We start from the raw sequence: 500 nt of genomic DNA, 5'->3' as shown, positions 1-500 counted from the left end.
TGAGCGCAAGGTCTATTGGCAGGCAGAACCGACCGGCGATCTCTCCGCCTGTGTGGCGGGTCAGGTTGAGATGTTCCGAGACCTGCATGAGATGCGGATCTATCTGTCCATGACCTATCCCGATACGGCCTTTGAGCTGGTCGAGGTGACGGAAGAGACATGGCAAGGCTTCTATGACCAGGGAGTGTTTTTCGATGACTGGTCATAAATCCGTGATGCCGATAAATGGGGTTATCGGCAACAAAACCCTGATCGACTATCTCTCCTTTACCTGGGCACCGACCGAGTTACGCCAGATGGTCGAGTTGGCCAAGCAAGGTGCCATCTTGAAGGCTATCCCGCGCTTCGATACCCAGAACAAGGCCATCAAGGCCGCATTGTCTGCCCCGCCCATTGAGGGGTTGCGCTACCTGTGGAAACGTCCGGTGGGGTTTGCCCCCCTCGCCCGCTTCGACAAGGTGACTGAACGGCTCTATGGCAAGGCTGAGCGGTTGGGCGTT

At 56.8% G+C, this 500-nt stretch carries 1 protein-coding gene and 1 pseudogene; both read left to right on the top strand.

Annotation, left to right across the window (positions count from 1 at the left end):
* Positions 1 to 208: hypothetical protein (locus GWQ22_RS21825; protein WP_275931664.1), on the top strand; the 208-nt coding region annotated here is incomplete at its 5' end.
* Positions 195 to 500, top strand: a pseudogene (locus GWQ22_RS21820) (phage replication initiation protein); the annotation flags it as partial. The gene GWQ22_RS21825 and the pseudogene GWQ22_RS21820, both read left to right, overlap by 14 nt.

It is taken from the genome of Aeromonas sp. 1HA1 (assembly GCF_029237385.1).
GTDB lineage: Bacteria > Pseudomonadota > Gammaproteobacteria > Enterobacterales > Aeromonadaceae > Aeromonas > Aeromonas popoffii.
This window is presented reverse-complemented; position numbering and strand designations above follow the sequence as displayed.